A 23,144-nucleotide genomic window follows, 5' to 3' on the forward strand; every position below is an offset into this window, starting at 1 on the left:
CGCCATGTGTAGCGGGTTCGGGCTAGACGAGTTTCACGCCGTCGTGGGCGCGGACGGCCGGCGGGGACGCCGCGTCGAGTGCGTCAAGCACGCGGATCGCGTACGCCTCGTCGGCGAGTTCGATGACTTCTTCGCGGGTGGCCCAGCGCAGTGCGTGGGTCTCGTCCCCCGTGGTGGGAGTACCGTCGGCCGCCTGGCAGCGGAAGACGAGGGAGACGATCAGGCCCGTCATGTTCTTGTAGACGCCGGTCAGGGTCGCGGGAAGCTCGATCTTGATGCCGGTCTCTTCGAGGACTTCGCGCTGGAGGGCTTCGGGGATGGTCTCCTCGCGTTCGAGGACTCCGCCCGGGGGCTCCCAGTGGCCGTTGTCGCGGCGCTTGATCAGGAGGGCTCGGCCTTGGCCATCGACAATGACCCCGGCGACGCTCACGGAGTGCGGGCGTTCTGTGCTCACGTTCCTCGGCCCTCTCGGCTGACTAGGCTCTCCACCGTAGCAACAAGACTCGCCCACTCGTCTAGATACCTAAAGGAGTACGCATGGCGTCTCTACCGAGCATCCTCGGCGGCCTCGACCCGACCAGTGATCGCGCGGTCTTCCGGCAGATCGCCGACCAGCTGCGCGAGGCCATCGACCGTGGGCGATTCAAGGAGGGGGAGAAGCTGCCCTCCGAGGCCGAGCTGGTCGAGCACTACGGGGTCTCCCGGATGACGGTCCGGAACTCCTTCTCCATCCTCCAGGGCGAGGGCCTGGTGCACGCCGAGCACGGCCGGGGCGTCTTCGTCCGGCCCCGGCCTCCGGTGCGCCGCCTCGCCTCCGACCGGTTCGCCCGGCGCCACCGCGAGCAGGGGAAGTCCGCGTTCATCGTGGAGGCCGACGCCGCCGGCAGTCACCCCACCGTGGACAGTCTGGAGGTGAAGGAGGAGAAAGCCAGTCAGGACGTCTCCACCCGGCTCGGCTCCGTGCGGCGCGTGCTCGCCCGGCGTCGCCGCTACCTGCTCGACGGCCGGCCGGTCGAGTTCGCCACGTCGTATCTCCCGCTCGACATCGCCCGCGGTACGCAGATCGCCGAGCCCAACCCGGGCCCCGGCGGCATCTACGCCCGTCTCGAGGAACTGGGCCACCAGCTCGACCACTTCGAGGAGGAGATCCGGGCCCGGATGCCTTCGCCGTCCGAGGTGAAGACGCTGCAACTGGCCTCCGGTGTGCCGGTGATCCACCTGATCCGCACCGCCTTCGACACTGCGGGGCGGGCCGTGGAGGTCTGCGACACGGTGATGGCGGCGGACGCGTACGTCCTCTCCTACCAGCTTCCGGCGACCTGATCGGCGGTGCGCGAGGCCACTTCTCCGGACTCGTACACACCGGCATGCATACTCGTATAGACGAGTGGGCAAGTTGTGTGGCAAGGTGATCCCGTTCCCGGCGTCGCCGGGTTCGAAGGGCGCATCTTGTCTAGACGAGTAGATGGGAAGAAACCTTGCGCACCATCCGTGTGGAGACCTCGGCCGCGACGATCCTGCTGACCGAGGCGCCCGAGCCCAAGGTCCGCGACCGGCAGTCGGGCGAAATCGCGAAGGACGCCGTCAGCGGTGAGGCGCTGATGACCATCGGCGTCGTGTACATCGAGGAGGGGGAGTCGTCCCTGATCAAGGTGACCGTTCCGGAGAGCGGGGTGTCGGAAGGGCTCGCCCTCGGTGCCCCGGTCTCCCTGCCGGGCCTGGCCGCCCGGCCGTGGGAGAGCGTGTTCAACGGCCAGCAGCGCCACGGCATCGCCTTCCGGGCCGCCGCCGTCACTCCGGCCGCCTTCCCGGCCGCCGTGGGGGCGTCGGCCTGATGACCGACCTGGCAACGCTTCTGGAGGTGGGTGGTCCCGTCGCCGCGCTCGGCTGTGGGGCCGCCTACGCCCGGGCGCGACACCCCGGCGTCTACTGGTCCACGGTCGGCTTACCGGTGTCCACGGTCCGGCTGCTTGGCTCCTACAGCTCCGTCATGGAGGCGTGCGGGCTGACCGTGGCGCCCTCCCGGCTGCGGGTACTGGCGGTCAAGGCCACCACGCGCCGTGAGGTCCGGCCCGTACCGCCGCGCCGGGGGATCATCCGGCCGACCACGACGGGGCTGCGGGTCCGCCTGCGGCTCGCCCCGGGGCAGGAACCCGCCGACGTGGCCGCCTCCGCCGAACGACTGCGGCACGCCTGGGGCGTCCACGCCGTCTACGTGACCACGGTCAAACCGGGCGTGGTCGAACTGCGGCTCGTCGGCTTCGACGTGCTGCGGCGGGTGCGCATGCCACGCAAGCTCCGCCCGGACCTCCTCCGGGTGCCGGTCGCGCTGCGCGAGGACGCCACTCCGTTCGTACGCGACTACCGCACCGTTCCGCACCAACTCACCCTCGGCGCCACGCTGTCCGGCAAGTCCATGTACCTGCGTCACCTCGTCACCGGCCTCGCCCGTCGGCCCGTCGCCCTGGTCGGCATCGACTGCAAGCGGGGCGTGGAACTGGCGCCCTTCGCCCCACGCCTGTCGGCGCTCGCCACCGACCCGGAGCAAGCCGCCGAGCTGCTGCCCGTGCTCATCAAGGAAATGGAGGACCGGTACGACCTCATCAAGGTCCGGCAGGGCATCGCGCCGAGCACACCGGACGAGGAGATCACCTCCGACATCTGGGGCCTACCCGAGCACGAACGCCCGGTGCCTGTCGTGCTGTTCGTCGACGAAGTGGCCGAACTCTTCCTCGTCGCCACGAAGAAGGACGAGGAACGCCGGGACGAGATGGTCACCCAACTCATCCGGCTCGCCCAGCTCGGCCGGGCCGCCGGCATCTACCTGGAGGTCTGCGGCCAGCGCTTCGGCGCCGAACTGGGCAAGGGCGCGACCATGCTGCGGGCCCAGTTGACCGGCCGCGTCTGCCACCGCGTCAACGACGAAGCCTCCGCCAAGATGGCGCTCGGCGACATCGCCCCCGAAGCGGTCTCCGCCGCCTGCGCCATCGCCCCCGAACGGCCCGGCCTCGCCGTGGCCGGTGACACCTCAGGCGGCTGGTCCCGCATCCGCACGCCGTACCTCTCCCTCGGTGATGCCGCCGAGACCTGCCGCGAGTCGGCCCACTTGGTCCCCGACCTGCCCGCGCTCAAGCCCTTCCGGCCCGACGTGCCCGTACGGCCGCCCGCCGAGACACCGGGCCCGGTCGTACGGCCCCGCCCGGTGACCGACTGACCCGCGTCCGCGCTCACCCCCGGTCGGCGTGACTGCCTCACGCCATGTCCCTACCCCTCCCATGCCCGAACCCGGAAGGAGCCGCAGCATGCGCGCCCACCTGGCCCGTGTCGACGCGGTGCTCGTCCAAGCGGTCATCGCCGCCGCGCTGTCCTTCGCCCACCTGCACGACGTCGCCTCGGCGGCCGGACAGGACGGGTGGAAGGCGTGGGCCTATCCCGTCTCGGTCGACCTGCTGCTCGTCGCCGCCTGGCGCCGACTGCGGTCCGGCGAGGCGAAAGCGGCCGGGTGGTGCTGGTTCCTGATCGCCCTCGCCGCGTCCCTGGGCGCGAACGTCGCCACCGCCGGACTGCTCGACCTGGACCATGTGCCGTCCTGGCTCCGCATCCTCGTCGCGGGCTGGCCCGCGGTCGCCTTCCTCGGCGGAACCCTCCTCGTCCACTCGTCGCCGACCACGCACGACGAGACGAGTGACGCCGTGGACCAGGAGACGCCCGAGGACATCGAGGACCAGGAGGACACGCCCGATCCCGCACCGGAACCCCCGGCGCCTCCGGCAGTCGAGCCGGCACCGGCTCCGCCGCCGGTCACCGTCCCGGCCGCCCTGGTCGAGCACGCCCGCAAAGTCGCCGCCGAGCACCACGCCCGCACCGGAACGGCCATCGACACCCTGACCCTGCGCGCCCGCCTCGGCGTCCCGCCGCCCATGGCCGACGCCATTGCCGCCCAGCTCACCTGACCGACAAAGGAGAACCATGCCTCTCTGCTTCAACACGGCCGCCGACTATCTCGAAGCGGCCCGTGAGATGGCCGTGAGCGGTCGGTTGGCGCTCGCTCGGCTCCTCGCCGAAGAAGCTGCCGACCGCATGTCGGACCCCGGGGAAGCCGCCCGGATCCTGCGCGAGTTCCCCGGCCCCAGCCTGCGACAGGAGAACTGACCATGCCCGCACCGAAGCGTTTCCGCAACGTCAGCCGCATCGGCCCCGTCCAGGTCGGCACGTCCTACGACGGGCGCGGTCGGGAGAAGCACACCGCCGCCTGCACGGCCCCGCGCTGCGGCTTCTCCGCCGACTACGACAGCCGCGCCGCCGCCGAACTGGCCGCCCGTACCCACCGCTGCCCCGTCCGCTGAAAGGACCCGCACACCGTGACCGTCAGCCTGCCGCTCGTCGTCCTCCTCGGCTTCTTCGCCTGGGGAGCGGTCAAGTTCCTCGGCGTCCGCACATGGATCGTCGTCCTGATCGCCCTCTTCGGCTTCTGGCTCTCGGACACCTTCATGGCTCCGGCCATCGAGTCCGGCACGCGCTCCGGCGTGGACATCGTCAACGGCTCACATGACTAGACGAGTAGATGAGGAGAGCTTCGCCGTGTTCCTGCCCAAGTACCCCGACAGCCCGACACCGCCGCCCACGCACCCCCACACCGTGGCCGACCAGGTGCCCGCTCGGTGGCCAGCTCATCAGATCTCCATCAGCACCGGAGCGGTCGCGGCCGTCCTCGTCGGCGGCGTCGTGCTGACCGCGCTCCTGGCCGCCGTCGCCGTCACGGCCGTCTCCGTGGCCGTCGCCGCCGTGGTCCTGCGCTCGCTGCTCCGCGACCAGCATCGCCGCTAACGCACCAGACCTCCGGGGCGGCCTCGATACCGCCAAGCATCCGCCGCCCCGGGGGCCGTCTCCCTCCAGCCGAACCAGAAGGAGAAAGCCATCATCACCCGCGCCACTCCGCCTCCGCTCCGCGAACTTGGCGAACTGGCCGCCCTGGGCACCATGCCCGCACTCCTGCGCCAGCTCGCCAGCCTCGGAGGCTGCACGCACCCGATCCGCCTCGACGGCCACCGCACCGAGTACGCCGTCGACACCCGCACCGGCGAGATCGGCAACGTCCTCCACCACCTCGACTCCTCCAGCCTCCCGGCCGGTCACCTCCTGGTCCGCTGCAACAACCGCCGCACGACTCGGTGCGCGGCCTGCGCCGAGGTGTACCGCCGCGACACCTTCCACCTGATCACCTCCGGACTGCGCGGCGGCAAGGGTGTCTCCGAACGCGTCGCCGCCCACCCGCGCGTCTTCGCCACCTTCACGGCCCCGAGCTTCGGCCCGGTTCACAACCGCCCCACCGGCCCGGCCGGCTCGGTCCGCCGCTGCCGCTGCGGCGCCCTCCACGACCAGGACGACCCCGCCCTCGGCACCCCCCTCGACCCGGACACCTACGACTACGAAGCGGCTGTTCTCTGGAATGCGCATGCCGGTCCGCTGTGGCGGCGCTTCTCCATCTACCTGCGCCGGGAGGTCGCCAAGCGCGCCGGACTCACCCAGCGAGCCTTCCGCGAGTACGCCCGGGTGTCCTTCGCCAAGGTCGCCGAGTACCAGAAGCGCGGGGCAGTCCACTTCCACGCCGTCATCCGCATCGACGGCCCCGAGGGTGGCGACACCCCGCCTCCCGCCTGGGCTACCGCCGAGCTGCTGACCGACTCCATCCGGGCCGCCGCCACCGCCGCCCGCGTGGACGGCCCGGTCATCGACGACCGGGCTCACACCTTCACCTTCGGCCGACAGCTCGACGTCCGCACCATCCGCTCGGCCGACTTCGACGGCGGCCAAGAACTGACCGAACGGGCCGTCGCCGCCTACATCGCCAAGTACGCCACCAAGGGCGCCGAGACCGCCACGGGAGCTCTGGACCGACCGCTGAAATTCCTCGCCGAACTCGCCCAGCTCGACATCAGCGACCACGCCCGCCGGCTCATTCGCACCGCCTGGACCCTCGGCGCCCGTAAGGACCTGGAACACCTCCGCCTGCGGGCCTGGGCCCACATGCTCGGCTTCCGCGGCCACTTCTCCACCAAGTCCCGCCGCTACTCCACCACCCTCGGCGCCCTCCGCGACGCCCGCGCCGAATGGCGCCGTGCACAAGCCCTGGCAGCGGCCGAGACCGACCCGGACACGACCCTCGTCCTCGCGCACTGGGTCTACGCCGGAACCGGCCTCACCGACGCCGAAGCCTGGCTCGCCGAAACCCTCGAACCCGCCCTCGGAACGGAAGGGGAACCCACCCATGGCTGACCGCTACCTGACCGTGGCGCAGGTGGCCGAACTCCTCGGCACCACGGAACGCTTCCCGCGCCGCCTGATCGCCGAGCGACGCATCGTGTTCGTCAAGGTCGGCCGACACGTCCGCATCCCGGAGAGTGCTCTGAACGCCTTCATCGACGCCAACACGGTGCAGCCGATCGGCGACCGCCGCAGTTCCCTGGGGAGGGCCGCTTGATGGCCAACAAAAAAGGTAAGCGGCGGAACTTCGGCTCGGTCCGGCAGCTTCCGTCCGGTCGTTGGCAGGTCCGCTACCGGGACCCGGAGACGGGGCAGCTGCGTCCGGCGGAGAAGACGTACGCGACCAAGACCGATGCCCAAGTCGCCCTGACCCACATCGAGTCGGACATCGCGCGCGGGCAGTGGTCGGACCCGGACGCCGGGGCGGTGAACTTCGGGGAGTACGCCACCGCGTGGTTGCGGGACCGGAAGCTCGCCGACCGCACCCGTGAGCGGAACGAGTCGGTGATGCGGCTGCACATCCTGCCCACCTTCGGGGCCGGGAGCGTGGCCGACGTGACGACGGCCCGGGTGCGCGGCTGGCGCGGCAAGCTCCTCGCGGCCGGCGTCGGTGAGCCGTCGGTGGTCAAGGCGTACCAGCTGCTGCGTGCCCTGATGAACACGGCCGTGGACGACGAACTGATCCGGCGGAACCCGTGCCGCATCAAGGGCGCGGACCGCTACGACGTGCCCGAGCGGCCGGTCCTCACGGTGGCGGAGGTCTTCGCCGTCGCCGACTCCATCGCGCCGCGCTACCGGCTGCTTGTGCTCCTGGCGGCCTTCACCACCCTGCGGTTCGGGGAGCTGGCGGCCCTGCGACGCCGGGACATCGACCTGGAGGGGCTGACCGTCACCGTGCGCCGGGCTCAGGCCGAGCTGCAGGACGGCCGGCTCTTCGACAAGGCGCCGAAGTCTGCGGCCGGGGTGCGCTCCGTCTCCTTCCCCGCCGAACTGCTCGACGCGGTCACGCATCACCTGGAGCACTTCGCCGCTCCTGGCCGCGACGGGCACGTCTTCGTCGGGCCGCAGGGCGGGCAGCTGCGGCGGAGCAACTTCCGGGACGACTGGGTCAAGGCCCGGAAGGCCGCGGGCGTCACGACCGAGCTGCACTTCCACGATCTTCGGCACACGGGCAACACGCTGGCCTCGACGGCCGGGGCCAGCACGCGGGAGCTGATGACGAGGATGGGGCACAGCAGCTCCCGGGCCGCGTTGATCTATCAGCACATGACCAGCGACCGGGACCGGGCCATCGCCGACCGGCTCGGGGTCATGATCCGCGACGGCGGGGGAGGGGCCTCCGAGTAGAGGATGTGGCATCCGCGTGGCATTAGTGGCACGCGTGTGGCACGACCCCGGACACGACGAAGGGCCAGCCCGGGAGGAAACCCTCCTGAGCTGGCCCTTCTTCCGTGCCCCCGGCAGGATTCGAACCTGCGACACCCGCTTTAGGAGAGCGGTGCTCTATCCCCTGAGCTACGAAGGCCGGGTGTGGCCGTGCGGCCACAGGCGTCAGCGTACCGGATGCGGGTCGGGTGGGTGGGGGGTCAGGGGTCAGGTCAGGGGGACGCGGGTGAAGTGGCTCGCGGTGTGCAGGTCCGTCTCGATGCGGGCGGCGGTGGCGGTGAGCGCGGGCAGGAGGTCCGTCACGCACTCCTCGGCCGTGTGGCGGGTCGCGTGCATCGCGGTGTTGACGGCCGCGACCACCCGGCCCGTGCGGTCGCGGACCGGGACGGCGATGGAGCGCAGGCCCTCCTCCAGTTCCTCGTCCACCAGGGCGTACCCCTGGGCGCGGACCTCTGTCAGGATGCGGGCGAGGGCCGCCGGGTCCGTGACGGTGTGCGAGGTGAGGGGGCGCAGCGGGCCCGGGCGGCGGTCCCGCTCCGGGAGGCCGGCGAGCAGGACGCGGCCCAGGGAGGTCGCGTGGGCGGGCAGGCGGGTGCCGACCGTGATGTTCACGCTCATGACGCGGCCCGTCGCCGCCCGGGCCGTGTACTGGATCTCCTCGCCCGACGGCGTGAGCACCGCCAGTGACGTCGACTCGTGAACGCGGTCCGCGAGGGCCGCCAGGTGCGGCTGGGCGATCTGCGGGAGGGTGGTGCGGGACAGGGGCGGGAAGCCCAGGGACAGGACCCGCGGGGTGAGGGCGAAGGCGCGGCCGCCGGCCGGCCGCACCAGGCCGAGGTGGTCGTAGGTGATCAGTGCGCGGCGGGCCGTCGCCCGGGCCAGGCCCGTCGCCTTCGCCACCTCGGTGAGGGTCAGCTCCGGGCGGTCCTCGCCGAACGCCGTCAGGACGGTGAGGCCGCGGGCCAGCGACTCGACGAACTCCCGGCCCAGTTGCTGCTTGGACGCGCCCGTCCAGATCGCCAGGCCGGACGGGGGCGGGCCCGGCCGCGGGGGCGGCGCCTGGCGAAGGTCCTCCTCCATGGCCGCCACCGCCGACCGCAGCCGCGGCAGCAGGTCGGCGCGCAGTTCCTCGGCGGTGTGCCGGCTGGTGTGGCTGACCACGCTCGCCGCGCAGGCGACGCGGCCCGTACGGGGGTCGCGCACGGGTACGGACACGGCCACCAGGCCCGGTTCGATCAGCTGGTCGTCCAAGGCCCAGCCGGTCCCGGCCGCCCGCGCGCTGCGGCGCACGAAGTCCTCGTCGTCGGCTCCCGCGCGGGCGCGCGGCGGTACGGCCGGGAAGCCCTCGTCGTACGGGTCCGCCGCCCGGCGCGCGCGCCAGTGCCGCCAGTCGGCGTCCGTCCACTCCGTCGCGAACAGCGGTCCGGGGGCGGTGCGTTCGGCCGGGAGGAGGTCGCCGATGCGGAAGCTCAGGGACATCGCGCGGCGGCGGGTGGCCTGGTGGATGAAGCGGATGCCGTCGCGGTCGGCGACGGCGAGGGAGACCGACTCGTCCAGTTCGTCGGCGAGGGCGTCGGCCCGCCCGGACAGCAGGGCCGGCAGGCGCAGGGCGGCCAGGTAGGCGTTGCCCAGTTCCATCAGGCGGGGGGCGAGGGTCACGTCCCGGCCGTCGAGGCGGACGTACCCCATGCGCGCGAGCGTGGCCGTGACGCGGTCGACGGTGGAGCGGGCCAGTCCGGTGGCCCGTTCCAGCGCGCTCGGGCTCAGCGTCCCGCCCGCGCCGGTCAGTTCGCGCAGCACCGCGACACCGCGGATCAGCGGCGTGACCGCCTCGGCCGGCACGGCGGTCGCCGGGGGCGGGGTGTCGGTGTCTCTCGCGGGCATCGAAGGGCTCTCCGGGACGGCGGGGTGCGGGCCGCGCGGGTGCGCGGCGGTGGGCCGTACCCGTGTCCGTGCGTGGTACGTGGTGCGCGGTGCGTGGTGCGCGGTGTGCGGGTCCGGCAGGCCTACCGTAATCCGCGGGCCGGGGAGATGATCCGCGGGCCGAGGAGGCGGTCCGCGGGCCGGGAGGCGATCCGCGGGCCGTGGAACGGGGCCGCCCGCCCCCGGCCACGTCCGGCCGCTAGCCCCGGGTCACCCGCACCCGGTGGTTCCCCGCCGGATCCGCCCCGGCCACGCTGATCCGGATGCCCCTGCGCGGATCCACGAACTCCTCGCCCGGGGCGAGGGCCGCGTCGGAGAGTTCCGCGTGGACGTTGGGGGCGCGGGTGCAGCCGCCGCTGTCGGGCCGGGAGTCGTGGACCCTCACCGGTCCCATCCCGGTGTCCACGTCCGCCTCGACGCGGTAGACCAGGACGCCCGGGCGGCACACGGCCTCGTCGTTGCCCGCGCGGGTGCGCAGTTCGACGGCGTACGCGCTCGTGGCGTCCAGCGGGACGACGACCAGCTTGGTGCCGCCCGCCTCGGCGAGGGGCGTCAGGCCGTACTCGGTCGTGCCGGGTGCCGCCGCGCAGTGCACCTGGGAGGCGTCCAGCCAGCCCAGCTTCCACTTGTGCCAGCCGAGCAGGTCGTTGTTGACCCCCCAGTCCTCGCTCATGATGTCCCAGTGGCCGACGGCGCCCCCGCCCTCCTGGGTGTAGAGGTCGGGCAGGCCGAAGACGTGGCCGTTCTCGTGGGGGAGGACCCGGTAGCCGGTGCGGTCGTAGGAGCCGGAGCCGTCGTCCTGGCGGGAGTAGACGAAGGACGCGTTGGAGACCGGGACGCCGTCCGCGGTCGGGGCCTCCGGGTTGCCGGCGAAGGTGACGGACAGCACCGTGTCGAGGGCGGAGGGGCCTGCGTTCGGGGTGACCAGGACGTTGAGGAGGTCGTAGGCGCGGAAGTCCACCTCCGGGTCGGCCGCGGCCACGATGTCCTGGACCAGGGCGCGGTAGCCGGGCTCGAAGGGGGCACCGCGCTCTATGCCGTACGCGCGGAAGGACTGCGGCATGCGCAGCCAGGTCGGGATCGGGGTCTCGGGACGGTAGTCGAGGCGGCCGTAGGAGCTGGTGCGGAACCACTGGCTGGTCTGCGGGAAGAACTCGCCGAAGCGGTCGAGGGCGTCGCCGTCGCCGGGCGCGTCCGAGAAGTCGATCATCAGGGTGAGGGCGCGGACGGTGCCGGTGGAGCGGACGTACCCGGTGGGGGTGGGGACGCCCTCGGACATCTGGACGTGGGGGTCGCCGTGGATCAGGCAGGGGCCGTGGCCGGCGGAGCGGGCGACGGTGCCGGGGCCCGCGCCGGTGACGGTGGTGCCCGGGGAGAGGCGTCCGGAGTCGGCCGAGGTGCCGACGGCGAGGGTCAGCGCGGTCACCGACGCCAGGGCGGCCACGCGGCGGGTGCGTATCCGTCGGCTGCTCGGCGGCTGCTGCATGCAAGGGCCCTCCGCTCCGCGGCAGCCGCCGTCACCGGCTGCACCCTTGCGCTCACCCTGCGTCGGGGGGTGCGGTGCTGCGCGCTGGGGGAGGCCGATCGTGGGTTTCCCGCCGGTAGAGGTGTGAGCCGGCTCACAAGGGATAGTCGGGCGGGTGGGAAATAACCGGGGAGGGATTCCCCGTTTAACCCAGCGTCCGAGCGAAACGGGGACCGGGTCCCCGGATCGCACCCTTCAGACCATCGACCGACCGTCGACGAGGAGTGCACCGTGCAGACCGCGACCCCCGCGCAGCGCAAGGCGAGCCGGCCGCGTGCCGACGCCCTGCGCAACCGGGAGCGGATCGTCACCGCCGCCCGCGAGATGTTCGTCGAGTTCGGCCCCGACGTGCCGCTCGACGAGGTCGCCCGTCGGGCCGGCGTCGGCAACGCCACGGTGTACCGCAACTTCCCGGACCGCGACGCCCTGGTCCGCGAGGTCGTCTGCTCCGTGATGGAGCGCACGGCCCGGGCGGCCGAGCGCGCGCTCGCGGAGACCGGCGACGCCTTCGAGGCGCTGGAGCGCTTCGTGCACGCCGCCGCCGACGAGCGGATCAGCGCGCTGTGCCCGATGATCTCCAGCACCTTCGACCAGCACCACCCCGACCTGGAGGCCGCGCGCCGCCGGGTCGAGGAGCTCGTCGCCGAGGTCATGGAGCGGGCCAGGAACGCCGGGCAGCTCCGCCGCGACGTCGGGGTCGGCGACCTCATGATCGCCGTGGGGCAGCTCAGCCGGCCGCCGGCCGGTACGGAGTGCCTGCGCGCCGACCGCTTCGTCCACCGCCATCTCCAGCTGCTCCTGGACGGGATGCGGGCGCCGGCCCCGTCCGTCCTGCCGGGTGCGGCCATGACCCTGGAGGAGCTGCGCGCACGCTGACAGACGCCTCACAGGGGCGGTGACGGCCGGGCCCCGGCCCCGCCGTCACCCGCACCGAGCAGTCCACCACCCGTGCCGGGCAGCCAGTCCGGCCGCCGCCCACAGCGGACAGCCGGGCCGTCAGAACTGACGGACCGTCACTTTCCGTTTGCCGCTTGCCAGTTGACCGAAGGCGCCGCTTTCCGTCCGCGTCTTCTCCCTTTGCACGTACGTCTCTTTTCGCCTACGTCTCCCTTCACCTACGTCTCTCTTCGCCTACGTCTTTCCGCGTCTCTCACCTACGTCTCTCCTCGCTCACGTCCCGAAGTTTCTCCGTCACGAAGTCCCGAAGTGGGTACCCCCATGTCTGAAACAGCCTCGAAGGCCCCGGGCGCACCGGACGCAAACCGCTGGAAGGCGCTCGTCTTCATCGCGCTCGCCCAGCTGATGGTCGTCCTCGACGCCACCATCGTGAACATCGCCCTGCCCTCCGCCCAGCAGGACCTCGGCATCTCCGACGGCAACCGGCAGTGGGTCGTCACGGCCTACGCCCTCGCCTTCGGCGGTCTGCTGCTCTTCGGCGGCCGCATAGCCGACCTGTGGGGCCGCAAGCGCACCTTCGTCCTCGGTCTCGCGGGCTTCGCCGCGGCCTCCGCCCTCGGCGGCGCGGCCACCAACGAGGCCATGATGTTCGGCTCCCGCGCCCTCCAGGGCGTCTTCGGCGCCCTGCTCGCGCCCGCCGCGCTGTCCCTGCTCGCGGTGATGTTCACCGACGCCAAGGAGCGCGCCAAGGCGTTCGGCATCTACGGCGCGATCGCCGGCGGCGGCGGCGCCGTCGGCCTGATCCTCGGCGGCTTCCTCACCGAGTACCTGGACTGGCGCTGGACGTTCTTCGTCAACATCCCGTTCGCGATCGTCGCCGCGGCCGGTGCCTGGTTCGTCATCCGCGAACCGGAGGGCAGCCGCAACCGCTCGCCGCTCGACATCCCCGGCGTGATCCTGTCCACGCTCGGCCTGGTAGCGCTGGTCTACGGCTTCACCCGCGCCGAGTCCGACGGCTGGAGCGACTCCGTCACCGTCGGCATGTTCGTCGCCTCCGCCGTCCTGCTGCTGGCGTTCGTGCTGGTCGAGGCGAAGGTCAAGGCCCCGCTGCTGCCGCTGCGCGTGGTCACCGAGCGCAACCGCGGCGGTGTCTACCTCTCGCTCGGCCTCGCGATCATCGCGATGTTCGGCCTGTTCCTCTTCCTGACCTACTACCTGCAGATCGTGAAGGGCTACTCGCCGGTGAAGACCGGCTTCGCCTTCCTGCCGATGATCGCGGGCATGATCACGGGCTCCACCCAGATCGGCACCCGCCTGATGACCCGGGTCGCGCCCCGGCTGCTGATGGGCCCGGGCTTCCTGGTCGCCGCCCTGGGCATGCTGCTGCTGACCCAGCTGGAGATCGACACCTCGTACGCCGCCGTGCTGCTGCCGGCCATGCTGCTGCTCGGCCTCGGCATGGGTACGGCGTTCATGCCCGCCATGTCGCTGTCCACCCAGGGCGTCGAGCCGCGGGACGCCGGCATCGCCTCCGCGATGGTCAACACCTCGCAGCAGGTGGGCGGCGCCATCGGCACGGCCCTGCTGAACACGATCGCCGCCTCGGCCACCACGTCCTACATCGCGGACCACATCGCCGGGGCCACCAGCCGGTCCCAGCAGCAGCTCGTCCAGCTGGAGGGCATGGTCGAGGGGTACACCAGCGCCATCTGGTTCGCCGTCGGCATCCTGGTCGTGGCCGCGGCCATCGCCGTGACCTTCGTCAACGCCGGCCGCCCGGGCGGCACCACCGTGACCGGCGGCGCCGCCGAGCACGCCGGGGACGAGCTGCCCGTCCCGGTGATCGCCCACTGACGGCGCGCTGACGGCGCCCCCGGGCGCCGTACCCCTTCGGGCCCTCCGCGCGGACGAGGAGGGGACGCCTGGTCCGCGCGGTTCCCGGGGCCTGCCCCGGCTCCGCCGACGAGCGGTCAGCGGAGCCAGGGCAGGTCCGCACCCGCTTCGTCCGGCTGAAGTCCCTCGGCGATGATCCGCATGATCTCGCCGAGGGACTTCTGCTGTTCCGGGGTCAGCCGGTCGAAGACCGCCTGGCGCACGGCGTTCACGTGGCCCGGCGCGGACCGCCGCAGCACGGCGTGGCCCTCGTCCGTCAGCACCGCGAACTGGCCGCGCTTGTCCGACGGGCAGTCCTCGCGCCGCACCCAGCCGCTCTTCTCCAGCCGGGCGACGGCGTGGGACAGCCGGGAGCGGGTGATCTTGGCGTACCTGGCCAGCTCGGTCATCCGCAGCCGGCGCCGCGGGGACTCGGCGAGCTTGACCAGCAGGCCGTAGTAGATGTGCGGCATGCCCGCGTCGCGCTGGAGCTGTCGGTCGAGGTGGTCGTCGAGGAGGGTGGTGGCCTCCAGGTAGGAACGCCAGACGCGCTGCTCGTCGTCGGTGAGCCAGCGGGCGTCGCTGGACGCCGCCGGTGACCTTTCCGGGGCCGGGTCCGGTGTCGGGGCTGTGGCCGGGGCGGATGCGGGTGCCTTCATGTCCCCCACTCTACGACTCCGCTTCTTTAAAATTAAACAAATGGGATGTACAGTCGGTTCTCGACAGAAGCTTGAGGATTCAAGCTTCGTGGGAACCGCTCGTCCGTAGGAGCCGCCGCCATGTCCGCCGCCACCCGGGAACGCATGCCCGCCCTGTACCTCAGCCACGGCGCCCCGCCGCTGGCGGACGACCCGGTCTGGCCCGGTGAACTCGCCGCCTGGGCCGCCGGCCTGCCGCGCCCGACCGCGATCCTCATGGTCTCCGCGCACTGGGAGGAGGCCCCGCTCGCCCTCGGCGCCACCGAGACGGTCCCGCTCGTCCACGACTTCTGGGGATTCCCCGAGCACTACTACCGGGTGAGGTACGAGGCTCCCGGCGCCCCCGCGCTCGCCGAGTCCGTCCGCAAGCTGCTGCGGGCGCCGGGCATGCCCGTGCAGGACATCCCCGACCGGGGCCTGGACCACGGCGCCTACGTCCCGCTCGTGGAGATGTACTCCGAGGCCGACGTCCCCGTCCTGCAGGTCTCCCTGCCGACCCTGGACCCGGTGCGGCTCATGGAGGTCGGCCGCAAGCTGGCCCCGCTGCGCGACGAGGGCGTCCTGATCGTCGGCTCCGGCTTCTTCACCCACAACCTGGCCGCGCTGCGGCAGGGCGGCGTCCCCGCCTGGTCGGCCGAGTTCGACGACTGGGGGCGGCGGGCGCTGGAGGCCGGTGACGTCGACGCGCTGCTCGACTTCACCCGCAAGTCCCCGGCGGGCGCGCTCGCCCACCCGCGCACCGAGCACTTCGCCCCGCTGTTCGTGACCCTGGGCGCCGCCGACGCGGCCGGCGAACTGGACGCGCACCGGTCGGTGATCGACGGGTTCTGGATGGGGCTGGCGAAGCGGTCCGTGCAGTTCGGGTGAGGTGCGGCCGGGCGCGATCGGGGTGAGGGCCGTGCGGTCCGGGTGCGCACGGGACGGAGGGCGTGCGGTTCAGGCGAGGTGCGTCCGGTGCGGGGTCGCGCGGTCCGGGTGAGGTACGTCCGGTGCGGGGTCGTGCGGTCCGGGTGAGGTGCGTCTGGTGCGGGGCCGTGCCGGGGTGCGCACCGAGGTTCGGCCGCCCGCGGCAACCTCCGGCCGGTGCCGGCCGTCTTCCGGGGGGAACGGAGCGGCCGCCGGCTTCGTTCATCCAGGCGGAGGGGCCGTCTCGCCGCGTGTGACCGCCGTCTCACGCGCGCAGTGCTCCAAGGGGGTGACGAGGCTGTCGGAACCACCCGTGACGCCCCGTCTGACCTGGGCCTCCGGGGGTCCGGCGGCACCGCTCCGGCCCGTGTGGCGGGACAGGGTACTGCATGATCAGAAAAATCGATGGGTGGGTTGGGAATTCTGTCCTGATTCCAGTCGTTGTTTCCCACGGATGCAGGGCACTCGACCAGAGTCCGGAGGGACCTGAAGACAGTGCCGAGCGTCCGATGGACCACCCGCTGACCTCACATCGCAAGGGAGCACGCATGGCAACCCGTGCCGTCGCCCGTCGTCAGTCCGCCACCGGCGAGACGGCCGACGCGGCAAGCAGTGTTCGCGCCCATGGCGGCGAGATCGCCGACCGCGACCTGGTCGGCATGTACCTCGACGAGATCGCGCGTACACCGCTGCTCGACGCCGCCAAGGAGGTCGAGCTGTCACAGATCATCGAGGCGGGTGTGTTCGCGCAGCAGGTCCTCGACGGGTACGAGGACACCAAGGCGGACGCCACCCGCGAGGAGCTCGAGGCCCTGGTCGCCGCCGGGGAGCGTGCCAAGGACGTCTTCATCCGTTCCAACCTGCGCCTGGTCGTCGCGGTCGCCCGCCGCTACCCCCGCAGCGGCCTGCCGCTCCTCGACCTGATCCAGGAGGGCAACGCCGGCCTGGTCCGCGCGGTCGAGAAGTTCGACTACCGCAAGGGGTTCAAGTTCTCGACGTACGCGACCTGGTGGATCCGCCAGGCCATCACGCGGTCGATAGCCGACCAGTCGCGCACCATCCGCCTGCCCGTCCACCTGGTGGAGGAGCTGGGCCGGATCCGGCGCGTGCAGCGCGAGTTCAACCGCGAGCACGGCCGTGACCCGGAGCCCGCGGAGATCGCCGCCGAGCTCGGCTCCACGCCGGAGCGCGTCACCGACGTGCTCGACTGGGCCCGCGACCCGGTGTCGCTGAACATGTCGGTGGACGACGAGGGCGAGACCCAGTTCGGCGACCTGCTGGAGGACACCTCCGCGGTGTCTCCCGAGCAGTCGGTGCTGACGCTGCTGCGCAGCGAGGAGCTCGACGACCTGATCGGCCGTCTCGACCAGCGCACGGCCTCCATCATCAAGATGCGGTACGGCATCGATGACGGCCGCGAGCGCACGCTGACCGAGGTCGGCAAGGAGCACGGCCTGACCCGCGAGCGCATCCGCCAGATCGAGAAGCACGCCCTGCTGGAGCTGAAGAAGCTGGCCCGGGACACCGGGTTCGACGCGGCGGCGTGAGGCGGGCACCCGCGTCCTGGCCCCCTGCCTGCCGCAGGGGGCGGGTGCGGGGCCGTCGTGCAGGGGGCGTGCCCGGTGCGGGCCCGGCCGGTCCGGCGGGCACCGCGTACGCCGGGTGGCGAAAGACCGCGCGAACATGGCGCTGTCCTGCCGCTTCAAACGGCAGGGCCGGGGGAACAAGAATCCAGGGCCCTGGTGTTCGGACCGGGAGCGGCGCCCCTCGGGCCTCTTGAGGCCCCCAGAACCACGTCCCGACGCACATCCCCCCCGGCGCCGGGACTTTCCCCGAGCCGGGCTTCGGCGGCCCTCCCCCCCCGGGTGCCGAAGCCCGGCTCCACTTCGTTGCCGGAGGGCGATCTTCCGCCACGGTGCCGCCACGTTGGAGGGCGGGCCACCCCGGACCTGAACCCCGGGGTGACCTGCCAGGTGACAGATTCTGCCACAGCGGCATAGCCTGCCCGACGTGAGCAGCACCACCCCCTCCTCTCCGGTCTCGCTGACCGAGCGGCGCAAGGCCGAGACCCGCATGCAGATCGCCCGGGCGGCGGCCGGCCTCTTCGTACGGCACGGTCTGCGGGCCACCCGGGCGGAGGACATCGCCCAGGCCGCCGGCGTCGCCCCGCGCACCTTCTACCGGTACTTCGCCACGAAGGAGGAGGCGGTGGCCCCGCTCTACGCGACCGGCGCCCAGCGCTGGGTGGAGGCCGTGCGCACCGCCCCGGCCGGCGTGCCCGTGCCGCGGGCCCTGGACGACGCGGTCCGGCACACGCTGACACCGGGACTCGGGGTGTCGGCGGCGTCCTGGGAATGGGTCCGCGTCCTGGTCCGGCTGGCCATGGAGAACCCGTCCCTGCGGATGGTGTGGGCGGAGGTGTGCCAGGCGGCGGAGCGGACGCTGGCACAGGTGCTGGCGGAGCGGTCGCGGGGCGGGGGAGCGGCCGCGTACGACGGGGACGCGCGGACGTTCCAGCACGCCGAAGACACTGAGGACACCGGAGCCGCCGGACTCGCCGGAGACGGCGGGACGTCCCGCGCCGCCGGAGGCGCCGGACTCGCCGGAGCGGCCGGAAGTCCCCGGGCCGTCGGAGTCACCGGAGCCGCCGGGGCCGACGACAACGTTGCCGCACCCGCTGAGCTGCTGTCCTTCGCCGCGGCCGTCGCGAGCGCCGCCGTGCGCGTGGCGGTGGAGGGCTGGGCGGCCGGGGACGCCCCGGCGGAGGGGCCGGAGGGTCCCGCCGAACGGGCGGTGCGGAACCTGGCGGCGCTGCGCGGCTTCCCGTGGGAGGCGGTGGACCCGCGCGTGCGGCAGGCCGGCTGACGGCCCGGACGCGGCAGGCAGGGGGGCCGACGGGCCGCTGAGATGCTGCTCCGTCACTCGCCACGCGGTCACCCAGCCACCTGGCCACTCGGCCACTCGGCCACGCGGCCACGCGGCCACGCGGCCACTCGGCCACGCGGCCACGCGGCCACTCGGTCACCCAGCTAATCGGCCACGTGGCCCTTCAGCCACTCAGGTGCTCGGTCGTTCCGCTCCCCCGTCGGGCCGTCGGGTCGCCTGCCCCTGTCCCCGCCGCCGCCCGACCGAGCCGCGCCCCCAGCTCCCGCACGCACCGCACCAGTTCCTCCGGCTCGCGCACCGTGAAGTCGCACCCCAGCATCGCCAGCCGGACCGCCAGCCACTCCACGTTCTCCCCTACCGCGGCCCGCAGCCGGCAGGTGCGGGCGTCGACCGGCTCGGGGGACCCGAGCCAGCCGGGCAGGCGCGCGGCGACCGACTCGGCGGGCGCGGCGAAGGTGACGTCCAGCTCGTACGTCTCCTGCCGCCGCTGCATCGACCGGCGCAGGTACTCCGCCGCGCTGCCCGTCGGCAGCTCCCGCGGGGTGAACCGCGCCCCCGTCGCGAACGGCTCGCTGACCCGGTCGACGCGGAACGTCCGCCAGTCGGCGCGGTCGAGGTCGTACGCGACGAGGTACCAGCGGCGTCCCGTCGACACCAGGCGGTACGGCTCGACGACGCGCCGCGACGCGGCGCCGTCCGCCGCCCGGTAGGCGAACCGCAGCCGCTCCCGCCCGGCCACCGTCGAGGCCATGACGGTCAGCGTCTCGGGCGCGATGGTCGGGCCGTCGCCGCTGGTCAGGGGAGTGGTCGCGGCCTGGAGGGTGGCCACGCGGTGACGCAGGCGGCCCGGCAGCACCTGCTCCAGCTTGGCCAGGGCCCGGACCGACGCCTCGTCCACGCCCTCCAGCGCGTGGCCCGCCCCGGCGCGCAGCCCCACCGCGATCGCCACCGCCTCCTCGTCGTCCAGGACGAGGGGCGGCATGGCCTTGCCGGCGACGAGCCGGTAGCCGCCGTCGGAGCCCATGCTCGCCTGCACGGGGTAGCCCAGCTCGCGCAGCCGGTCGATGTCCCGCCGGACCGTGCGGCGGGACACCCCGAGGCGGTCGGCGAGTTCGCCGCCGGGCCATTCGCGGGGCGTCTGGAGGAGGGAGAGGAGCTGCAGCAGCCGGGCCGGGGTGTCCGTCGTCATGGGACCAGGATGCCCGGCCACTAGGACACGATCTGACCTATACGGCCCCTAGCTTCGGGGCATGTCCTCCACCGAAACCCCTGTGAGCAAGCCGGCCGGAGCGCCGGACCGCCGCCGCTGGTACGCCCTCGCGATCGTGATGACCGCCGCCTTCATGGACCTGGTCGACGTCACGATCGTCAACATCGCGATCCCGTCGATCCAGCGGGACGAAGGCGCCTCCTTCAGCCAGATCCAGTGGATCACCGCGGGCTACGCGCTGGCCTTCGCCGCCGGTCTCATCACCGGCGGACGGCTCGGCGACATCCACGGCCGCAAGCGGGTCTTCCTCGTGGGCATCGGCGGATTCACCGTCGCCTCCGCGCTGTGCGGCCTCGCCGTGAACCCGGAGATGCTGGTCGCCGCCCGGCTCCTGCAGGGCGCCATGGCGGCGCTGATGGTGCCGCAGGTGCTGTCGATCGTGCACGCGACCTTCCCGGCGCACGAACGCGGCAAGGTCTTCGGGCTGTTCGGCGCGATCGTCGGCCTGGGCGCGGTCTCCGGGCCGCTGCTCGGCGCGCTGCTGACCGAGGGGGACCTCTTCGGGCTCGGCTGGCGCCCGATCTTCCTCATCAACCTGCCGGTCGGCGTCGCCGGGCTGATCCTCGGCAGCCGCTTCATCACCGAGTCCAAGGCCCCGCGCGCCCTCAAGCTGGACGTGGTGGGCGTCGTCCTGGTGACCTCCGGCCTGCTCCTGCTGCTCTACCCGCTCACCCGCGGCCACGAGCTGGGCTGGCCGGTGTGGGGGTACGCCGCGATGGCCGGCGCCCCGGTCGTCGGCGCGGCGCTGGTGGTGTACGAGCGGCGCAAGAGCGCGCGGGACGGCTCCCCGCTGGTCGAGCTGTCGCTGTTCCGGGTGAAGAGCTTCGCGGCCGGTATCGCCGTCCAGACCGTCCTCGGCATCGGGCTCGGCGTGTTCTTCCTGGTGTGGACGCTGTACATGCAGATCGGTCTCGGCTGGAGCCCGCTGAAGGCCGGGCTGACCGGGGTGCCGTTCTCGATCGCCGTGTCGGTCGCGGCGGGGATGTCGGTGCAGAAGCTGGTGCCGCGTTTCGGGCGCGGGGTGCTCCAGGCGGGCGCGCTGCTGCTGGCCGCCGGGGTCCTGCTCTACGTCTGGGAGTCCGGGCACTACGGCCTCGCCATCACCCCCTGGCAGATGGCGCTCCCCCTGGTCGTCATGGGCGGCGGCATGGGCCTGGTCTTCGCCCCGCTGACCGACGCGATCCTCTCCGAGGTGCCGCGGGAGCACGCCGGGTCCGCCTCCGGGCTCATCAACACGGTGCAGCAGATGGGCAACGCCCTCGGGCTCGGACTGGTGTCGGTGGTGTTCTTCGGCGTCATGGACGACCGGCTCGCCCCGGCGCAGGTGGGCCCCGCCTTCGTGGACGCGTTCCGGCACGCGCTGGGCTGGGTCGCCGCGGTGATGGGCGTGATCTTCCTGCTGATGTTCGCCCTGCCCAGGCGGCCGGCGCAGCACCTGGAGGGGGCCGGGCAGGAGACCGGGGCGGCGGAGCGGGAGCCCGAGCTCGTCTCCTGACCCGCCGTCGCGGAACCCGTACGGGGCAGGGGCCCGGCACCTCAGGTGCCGGGCCCCTGCCTGCTCATGCCCGATTGAGCCCGAACCTGTTTACTTACCGGACATCTCGGCGTAGCCTCCCCTTGAAACCACACGTTCGGGCAAGAGTCGGAGGCGAACGGACATGTATGCGCCGGAGCGGCAACAGGAGATCCTCCGACTCGCCCGCGACAGCGGCCGGGTCGAGGTGCTCTCGCTCGCCGAGGAGTTCCAGGTGACGGCGGAGACGATCCGCCGCGACCTGAAGGCCCTCGACCGCGCCGGTCTGGTCCGCCGCGTGCACGGCGGCGCCATCCCCGCCGGACGCCTCGACTTCGAGCCGGACCTCGCCGAGCGGGAGTCCACGGCCGCCGACGAGAAGGACCGCATCGCCAAGGCGGCCCTCGCGGAACTGCCGGCCGAGGGCACGCTGATCCTCGACGCCGGGACGACGGTGGCCCGCCTCGCCGCCGCCCTGCCGCTGGAGTCCTCCCTCACGGTCGTCACGCACAGCCTGCCCATCGCCGCCCGCCTCGCGGACCACCCCGGCATCCAGCTCCACCTGGTCGGAGGGCGCGTACGGCACCGCACGCGCGCCGCCGTGGATGCCTGGGCGCTGCGCGCGTACGGCGAGATCCGGGCCGACCTGCTCTTCGTCGCGGCCAACGGCTTCTCCGCCGAGCACGGACTGACCACCCCCGACCTCGCCGAGGCCGCCGTGAAGCGGGCCGCCGTGGCCGCCGCCCGCCGGGTGGTGCTGCTCGCCGACTCCTCCAAGCACGGCCAGGAGCACTTCGCCCGCTTCGGCGGCCTGGACGACGTGGACCAGCTGATCACCGACAGCGGGCTGAGCCCCGAACACGCCCTCGCCATCGAGCGCGGCGGCACGGAAGTGGTGCGCGCATGATCCTCACCGTCACCCCCAACCCCTCCCTGGACCGCACCTACGAGGTCCCCTCGCTCGACCGCGGCGAGGTCGTCCGCGCCACCGGCGAGCGCATGGACCCGGGCGGCAAGGGCGTGAACGTCTCCCGCGCGGTCGCCGCCGCGGGGCGCCGCACCGTCGCCGTGCTGCCGCTGGGCGGGGCCCCGGGCGCGGTCGTCGCCGACCTGCTCGACGCGCAGGGCATCGCGGTCGCGCCGGTCCCCGTCGCCGGGGCCACCCGGTCCAACATCGCGCTCGCGGAGGCGGACGGCGTCCTGACGAAGATCAACGCGCCGGGCCCCGAGCTGTCGCCCGCCGAGCAGGAACTCCTCCTGGAGACCGTGCGGGAGCAGTCCCGGGGCGCCGACTGGATCGCGTGCTGCGGCAGCCTGCCGCGCGGGCTGGCCCCCTCCTGGTACGCCGAGCTGGTCGCCCGGGCGCACGCCGCCGGCGTGCGCATCGCGCTCGACACCTCCGGGCCCGCGCTCCTGCGGGCGCTGCGCGAGCGGCCCGACGTGGTGAAGCCGAACGCCGAGGAGCTCGCCGAGGCGGTCGGGCGCCCCCTGGCCACCGTGGGCGACGCCCTGAAGGCGGCCGAGGAACTGCGTGAGAGGGGTGCCCGGTCCGTCCTGGCGAGCCTCGGCGCCGACGGGCAGCTGCTGGTGGAGGACGCCGGAGCCTGGTTCGGCAGCGCCCGCGTCGACACCGTGCGCAGCAACGTCGGGGCCGGCGACGCCTCCCTCGCCGGCTTCCTGATCGCCGGGGGCCGCGGTCCGCAGGCGCTCGCCTCGGCGGTCGCGCACGGCGCGGCGGCCGTCCGGCTGCCCGGCAGCGTGATGCCCACGCCGGCCGACCTCGACCCGGCCGCGGTGACGGTCACGGACCGCGTCCCGGCGGACCGCGCCCTGAAGGAGCCGGTGTCATGACGCACGTCCGGCCGCCCGGTCCGCCGCGCGCACGGCGGAACGCCACGCCACCCGCCGCCTCCGCCCCCGCCCCGGCGGACGCCCCCGCCCCGGCGGACGTCCCCGCCCCGGCGGACGTCCCCGCCCCGGCGGACGCCGCCGCCCCGGAGAGGC

The 23,144-nt window shown here is 73.1% G+C and carries 24 protein-coding genes and 1 tRNA gene; 19 read left to right on the forward strand and 6 right to left on the reverse strand.

Going from position 1 to position 23,144, the window contains the following annotated elements; genetic code table 11:
• Positions 1–22: 22 nt before the first annotated feature.
• Positions 23–430: an NUDIX hydrolase gene (locus ACIF8T_RS13300; protein WP_028959277.1), complete on the reverse strand. Its 408-nt coding sequence runs from the start codon at positions 428–430 to the stop codon at positions 23–25.
• Positions 431–537: 107 nt separating this feature from the next.
• On the opposite strand from ACIF8T_RS13300, the gene ACIF8T_RS13305 reads away from it, so the two are divergent.
• The 11 genes from ACIF8T_RS13305 to ACIF8T_RS13355 all read left to right on the forward strand — a co-directional run bounded on the left by ACIF8T_RS13305 (position 538) and on the right by ACIF8T_RS13355 (position 7,611).
• Complete coding sequence (locus ACIF8T_RS13305; RefSeq protein WP_367529854.1) at positions 538–1,323, forward strand: GntR family transcriptional regulator; 786 nt, start codon at positions 538–540, stop codon at positions 1,321–1,323.
• Positions 1,324–1,478: 155 nt separating this feature from the next.
• Positions 1,479–1,835: a hypothetical protein gene (locus ACIF8T_RS13310; RefSeq protein WP_400034346.1), complete on the forward strand. Its 357-nt coding sequence runs from the start codon at positions 1,479–1,481 to the stop codon at positions 1,833–1,835.
• On the forward strand, positions 1,835–3,214 hold the full coding sequence (locus tag ACIF8T_RS13315) for an FtsK/SpoIIIE domain-containing protein (RefSeq protein WP_400034348.1): 1,380 nt from the start codon (positions 1,835–1,837) through the stop codon (positions 3,212–3,214). Before ACIF8T_RS13310 ends, ACIF8T_RS13315 begins: the two co-directional genes overlap by 1 nt.
• A gap of 88 nt (positions 3,215–3,302) precedes the next feature.
• On the forward strand, positions 3,303–3,953 hold the full coding sequence (locus ACIF8T_RS13320) for a DUF2637 domain-containing protein (protein ID WP_400034350.1): 651 nt from the start codon (positions 3,303–3,305) through the stop codon (positions 3,951–3,953).
• 16 nt (positions 3,954–3,969) lie between these two features.
• A complete protein-coding gene (locus ACIF8T_RS13325; RefSeq protein WP_400034352.1) occupies positions 3,970–4,152 on the forward strand; it encodes a hypothetical protein in 183 nt (60 codons plus the stop codon).
• Positions 4,153–4,154: 2 nt separating this feature from the next.
• Positions 4,155–4,346, forward strand: a complete 192-nt coding sequence (locus tag ACIF8T_RS13330) for a mobile element transfer protein (protein ID WP_085478225.1) — start codon at positions 4,155–4,157, stop codon at positions 4,344–4,346.
• 15 nt (positions 4,347–4,361) lie between these two features.
• Complete coding sequence (locus ACIF8T_RS13335; RefSeq protein WP_055690856.1) at positions 4,362–4,556, forward strand: hypothetical protein; 195 nt, start codon at positions 4,362–4,364, stop codon at positions 4,554–4,556.
• Positions 4,557–4,581: 25 nt separating this feature from the next.
• On the forward strand, positions 4,582–4,827 hold the full coding sequence (locus tag ACIF8T_RS13340) for a SpdD protein (protein WP_400034720.1): 246 nt from the start codon (positions 4,582–4,584) through the stop codon (positions 4,825–4,827).
• A 153-nt stretch (positions 4,828–4,980) separates the two neighbouring features.
• Positions 4,981–6,276, forward strand: a complete 1,296-nt coding sequence (locus tag ACIF8T_RS13345; RefSeq protein WP_400034355.1) for a replication initiator — start codon at positions 4,981–4,983, stop codon at positions 6,274–6,276.
• Complete coding sequence (locus ACIF8T_RS13350; protein ID WP_086739638.1) at positions 6,269–6,481, forward strand: helix-turn-helix domain-containing protein; 213 nt, start codon at positions 6,269–6,271, stop codon at positions 6,479–6,481. The genes ACIF8T_RS13345 and ACIF8T_RS13350 overlap by 8 nt, the downstream gene beginning before the upstream one ends.
• The gene (locus ACIF8T_RS13355) at positions 6,481–7,611 is read left to right on the forward strand and encodes a tyrosine-type recombinase/integrase (protein WP_400034357.1); all 1,131 of its coding nucleotides are present in this window, start codon (positions 6,481–6,483) and stop codon (positions 7,609–7,611) included. Before ACIF8T_RS13350 ends, ACIF8T_RS13355 begins: the two co-directional genes overlap by 1 nt.
• 105 nt (positions 7,612–7,716) lie before the next feature.
• Here the strand turns inward: ACIF8T_RS13355 and ACIF8T_RS13360 are convergent.
• The 3 genes from ACIF8T_RS13360 to ACIF8T_RS13370 form a co-directional block, all read right to left on the reverse strand.
• A tRNA-Arg gene (locus tag ACIF8T_RS13360) sits at positions 7,717–7,789 on the reverse strand.
• 68 nt (positions 7,790–7,857) lie between these two features.
• A complete protein-coding gene (locus tag ACIF8T_RS13365) occupies positions 7,858–9,534 on the reverse strand; it encodes an IclR family transcriptional regulator C-terminal domain-containing protein (protein WP_400034359.1) in 1,677 nt (558 codons plus the stop codon).
• Between the two features lie 238 nt (positions 9,535–9,772).
• A complete protein-coding gene (locus ACIF8T_RS13370; protein WP_400034361.1) occupies positions 9,773–11,059 on the reverse strand; it encodes a M6 family metalloprotease domain-containing protein in 1,287 nt (428 codons plus the stop codon).
• Between the two features lie 270 nt (positions 11,060–11,329).
• Between ACIF8T_RS13370 and ACIF8T_RS13375 the strand changes: the two genes are divergently transcribed.
• Positions 11,330–11,974 (forward strand): TetR/AcrR family transcriptional regulator, encoded by a 645-nt coding sequence (locus ACIF8T_RS13375; protein ID WP_400034363.1) that lies wholly within the window; start codon positions 11,330–11,332, stop codon positions 11,972–11,974.
• 342 nt (positions 11,975–12,316) lie between these two features.
• Positions 12,317–13,849 (forward strand): MFS transporter, encoded by a 1,533-nt coding sequence (locus ACIF8T_RS13380; RefSeq protein ID WP_400034365.1) that lies wholly within the window; start codon positions 12,317–12,319, stop codon positions 13,847–13,849.
• 116 nt (positions 13,850–13,965) lie between these two features.
• Here the strand turns inward: ACIF8T_RS13380 and ACIF8T_RS13385 are convergent, their stop codons facing one another.
• Positions 13,966–14,526 (reverse strand): MarR family winged helix-turn-helix transcriptional regulator, encoded by a 561-nt coding sequence (locus ACIF8T_RS13385; RefSeq protein ID WP_400034367.1) that lies wholly within the window; start codon positions 14,524–14,526, stop codon positions 13,966–13,968.
• Positions 14,527–14,646: 120 nt separating this feature from the next.
• Between ACIF8T_RS13385 and ACIF8T_RS13390 the strand changes: the two genes are divergently transcribed.
• From ACIF8T_RS13390 to ACIF8T_RS13400, 3 genes are all read left to right on the forward strand, one after another.
• Positions 14,647–15,432, forward strand: coding sequence for a dioxygenase (locus ACIF8T_RS13390; RefSeq protein WP_400034369.1), 786 nt, complete (start codon positions 14,647–14,649; stop codon positions 15,430–15,432).
• Positions 15,433–16,019: 587 nt separating this feature from the next.
• Positions 16,020–17,018 carry an RNA polymerase sigma factor RpoD/SigA gene (locus tag ACIF8T_RS13395; protein WP_400034371.1) on the forward strand — a complete coding sequence of 333 codons (999 nt, stop codon included), beginning with the start codon at positions 16,020–16,022 and terminating at the stop codon, positions 17,016–17,018.
• A 463-nt stretch (positions 17,019–17,481) separates the two neighbouring features.
• Positions 17,482–18,336 (forward strand): TetR/AcrR family transcriptional regulator, encoded by an 855-nt coding sequence (locus ACIF8T_RS13400; RefSeq protein WP_400034373.1) that lies wholly within the window; start codon positions 17,482–17,484, stop codon positions 18,334–18,336.
• Between the two features lie 184 nt (positions 18,337–18,520).
• On the opposite strand, the gene ACIF8T_RS13405 is transcribed toward ACIF8T_RS13400, so the two are convergent.
• Positions 18,521–19,546 (reverse strand): helix-turn-helix transcriptional regulator, encoded by a 1,026-nt coding sequence (locus ACIF8T_RS13405; RefSeq protein ID WP_400034375.1) that lies wholly within the window; start codon positions 19,544–19,546, stop codon positions 18,521–18,523.
• A gap of 61 nt (positions 19,547–19,607) precedes the next feature.
• Here ACIF8T_RS13405 and ACIF8T_RS13410 point away from each other — a divergent pair, with 61 nt between their 5' ends.
• The 3 genes from ACIF8T_RS13410 (at position 19,608) to pfkB (ending at position 22,991) form a co-directional block, all read left to right on the forward strand.
• Positions 19,608–21,122, forward strand: coding sequence for an MFS transporter (locus tag ACIF8T_RS13410; protein WP_400034377.1), 1,515 nt, complete (start codon positions 19,608–19,610; stop codon positions 21,120–21,122).
• 163 nt (positions 21,123–21,285) lie between these two features.
• The gene (locus tag ACIF8T_RS13415) at positions 21,286–22,047 is read left to right on the forward strand and encodes a DeoR/GlpR family DNA-binding transcription regulator (protein ID WP_400034379.1); all 762 of its coding nucleotides are present in this window, start codon (positions 21,286–21,288) and stop codon (positions 22,045–22,047) included.
• Positions 22,044–22,991, forward strand: coding sequence for a 1-phosphofructokinase (gene pfkB, locus ACIF8T_RS13420; RefSeq protein WP_400034381.1), 948 nt, complete (start codon positions 22,044–22,046; stop codon positions 22,989–22,991). Before ACIF8T_RS13415 ends, pfkB begins: the two co-directional genes overlap by 4 nt.
• Positions 22,992–23,144 lie beyond the last annotated feature (153 nt).

This window comes from Streptomyces sp. NPDC085946 (genome assembly GCF_044540485.1).
GTDB lineage: Bacteria > Actinomycetota > Actinomycetes > Streptomycetales > Streptomycetaceae > Streptomyces.

Excerpts from the sequence above, each read along its gene's own strand:
- ACIF8T_RS13305 (WP_367529854.1), top strand. The coding sequence starts at position 538 with ATGGCGTCTCTACCGAGCATCCTCGGCGGCCTCGACCCGACCAGTGAT.
- ACIF8T_RS13415 (WP_400034379.1), top strand. The coding sequence starts at position 21,286 with ATGTATGCGCCGGAGCGGCAACAGGAGATCCTCCGACTCGCCCGCGAC.
- ACIF8T_RS13370 (WP_400034361.1), bottom strand. The coding sequence starts at position 11,059 with ATGCAGCAGCCGCCGAGCAGCCGACGGATACGCACCCGCCGCGTGGCC.
- ACIF8T_RS13405 (WP_400034375.1), bottom strand. The coding sequence starts at position 19,546 with ATGACGACGGACACCCCGGCCCGGCTGCTGCAGCTCCTCTCCCTCCTC.
- ACIF8T_RS13390 (WP_400034369.1), top strand. The coding sequence starts at position 14,647 with ATGTCCGCCGCCACCCGGGAACGCATGCCCGCCCTGTACCTCAGCCAC.
- pfkB (WP_400034381.1), top strand. The coding sequence starts at position 22,044 with ATGATCCTCACCGTCACCCCCAACCCCTCCCTGGACCGCACCTACGAG.
- ACIF8T_RS13380 (WP_400034365.1), top strand. The coding sequence starts at position 12,317 with ATGTCTGAAACAGCCTCGAAGGCCCCGGGCGCACCGGACGCAAACCGC.
- ACIF8T_RS13365 (WP_400034359.1), bottom strand. The coding sequence starts at position 9,534 with ATGCCCGCGAGAGACACCGACACCCCGCCCCCGGCGACCGCCGTGCCG.
- ACIF8T_RS13395 (WP_400034371.1), top strand. The coding sequence starts at position 16,020 with ATGGCAACCCGTGCCGTCGCCCGTCGTCAGTCCGCCACCGGCGAGACG.
- ACIF8T_RS13410 (WP_400034377.1), top strand. The coding sequence starts at position 19,608 with ATGTCCTCCACCGAAACCCCTGTGAGCAAGCCGGCCGGAGCGCCGGAC.
- ACIF8T_RS13320 (WP_400034350.1), top strand. The coding sequence starts at position 3,303 with ATGCGCGCCCACCTGGCCCGTGTCGACGCGGTGCTCGTCCAAGCGGTC.
- ACIF8T_RS13350 (WP_086739638.1), top strand. The coding sequence starts at position 6,269 with ATGGCTGACCGCTACCTGACCGTGGCGCAGGTGGCCGAACTCCTCGGC.
- ACIF8T_RS13325 (WP_400034352.1), top strand. The coding sequence starts at position 3,970 with ATGCCTCTCTGCTTCAACACGGCCGCCGACTATCTCGAAGCGGCCCGT.
- ACIF8T_RS13385 (WP_400034367.1), bottom strand. The coding sequence starts at position 14,526 with ATGAAGGCACCCGCATCCGCCCCGGCCACAGCCCCGACACCGGACCCG.
- ACIF8T_RS13355 (WP_400034357.1), top strand. The coding sequence starts at position 6,481 with ATGGCCAACAAAAAAGGTAAGCGGCGGAACTTCGGCTCGGTCCGGCAG.
- ACIF8T_RS13330 (WP_085478225.1), top strand. The coding sequence starts at position 4,155 with ATGCCCGCACCGAAGCGTTTCCGCAACGTCAGCCGCATCGGCCCCGTC.
- ACIF8T_RS13345 (WP_400034355.1), top strand. The coding sequence starts at position 4,981 with ATGCCCGCACTCCTGCGCCAGCTCGCCAGCCTCGGAGGCTGCACGCAC.
- ACIF8T_RS13315 (WP_400034348.1), top strand. The coding sequence starts at position 1,835 with ATGACCGACCTGGCAACGCTTCTGGAGGTGGGTGGTCCCGTCGCCGCG.